Genomic DNA, 1,634 nt, shown 5'->3' with positions numbered 1-1,634 from the left:
GACCCAGAGTGTGTGGAAACTCGATTTTTGCCGCTAAGCGGGCAATTGACAGTCAGGTCGATCGCGTGTGATACAACGAGTTTGCGCCATCGAACAGTGCAAGGACAACAAAGCCCCTCGGGGCGTTAGCTTCCAGCCATCTTCATGGCCTTCATCATTCCTGCAACCCCAAGTATGTTCATGACTCGCTTCAGGTTGTAGGCCAACACCTGAAGGCTCATCTCTGTACTCGCTCGCCCGAGCGTCCTGGTGAGGAAGTGTGCAGGACCCATCCAGTGCTTGAGCGTACCGAAGACATGCTCGACAGTACTTCGGCGGATGGTCATTGCATCGGGCTTCCGGTCGAGCCGGCGCTGCATGGCTTCCAGGACGTTTTCGTGCTCCCATCGTCGGATGCGACGATAGTCGCTCGGTGAACATCGTTCCTTGAGATGGCAACGCGGGCAGGCACTGGTCCAGTAGACCCGCAGGTTCATATCATGCTCGACAGTCGTGAACCGATGGATGGCTCGCTCGCCAGCAGGGCATCGATACACATCGCTTTTTGCCACGTAGACAAAGTCGGCCTTGGTGAAGAGACCTTTCTTCCGGGATGCAGAGGTGAGCGGCTTGGGAACATATGCACTGATGTCGTTCAGATCGCATGCGCGTATCTCCGGGCCGCTGAAGTAGCCCCGGTCAGCAACAACCTTCAGCTTCGATCTACCCATCGCGTCCTTCGCAGACCGCGCCATCTTGCTGAGTTGTCCGTGATCGTTTCCGACGTTAGTTACCTCGTGCTCAACAATCAGATGATGTTTCGTGTCTACAGCTGCCTGAACGTTGTAGCCCACTATGCCGGAGCCTCTTCCGCTTGTTGCCATGGATCTCGCGTCGGGATCCGTCATCGACAGCTGTTTGTCCGGTTGCTTCTCTAACTGTTTCCTGATCTGTGCGAGCTCACGCATCTGCTGGCGCAAGCGGGCGATCTTCTCGTACAGGCGAACGGTCTTCACATCGAAACCTGTTGGACTGGTCCGGTCTGCGGTAGCAATCAGGTCGAGATACCGCTGCACGCTTTCTTCGATCTGCTGCTGACGCTTATCGATCTTGCTCGCCGTGTAGTTCCTGTCGCGGCTGTTTGACGCCTTGAACTTGCTACCGTCGATGGCCACCATGTCGCTGGATAGCAGCTTCAACCCGCGACACAATTCGACGAAACGCCGGCATACGTTGCGAATGGCCACGCCGCTGTCACGGCGAAAGTCGGCAATCGTCTTGAAGTCCGGGGCCAGACGTCCCGTTAGCCACATCAGTTCGACGTTGCGCTGACATTCACGCTCAAGACGCCGGCTGGAAGGTATCCGGTTCAGGTATCCGTAGATATAGATCTTCAGCATCACACCCGGATGGTAGGACGGGCGGCCCGTGATCGCTGGCGTGGTACCGTCGAAACCAAGTTCCACAAGATCCAGTTCGTCGACGAAGACATCGATGACTCTCACCGGATTGTCCTCTCCGATATAGTCATCGACGCATTCAGGAAGTAGTGCGACCTGCTTGCGGTCATCGCCTTCAACGAATCGCTTCATGAGTCACCCGATCTCAGTGCGTTGATTCAGTTTAGGCGATCAATACGTTTTCACACACTCTGG

1 protein-coding gene is annotated in these 1,634 nt (G+C 55.8%); it reads right to left on the bottom strand.

Annotated elements, in window-relative coordinates; all coding sequences use genetic code 11:
- Nucleotides 1-125: 125 nt before the first annotated feature.
- Nucleotides 126-1,571, bottom strand: a complete 1,446-nt coding sequence (locus B0G83_RS37960) for an IS1182 family transposase (RefSeq protein ID WP_105512357.1) — start codon at nt 1,569-1,571, stop codon at nt 126-128.
- Nucleotides 1,572-1,634: the final 63 nt, after the last annotated feature.

Source organism: Paraburkholderia sp. BL21I4N1 (assembly GCF_002973525.1).
Lineage (GTDB): Bacteria > Pseudomonadota > Gammaproteobacteria > Burkholderiales > Burkholderiaceae > Paraburkholderia.
Note: the sequence above shows the minus strand (reverse complement) of the source record. Positions and strands in the feature narration are given on the sequence as shown.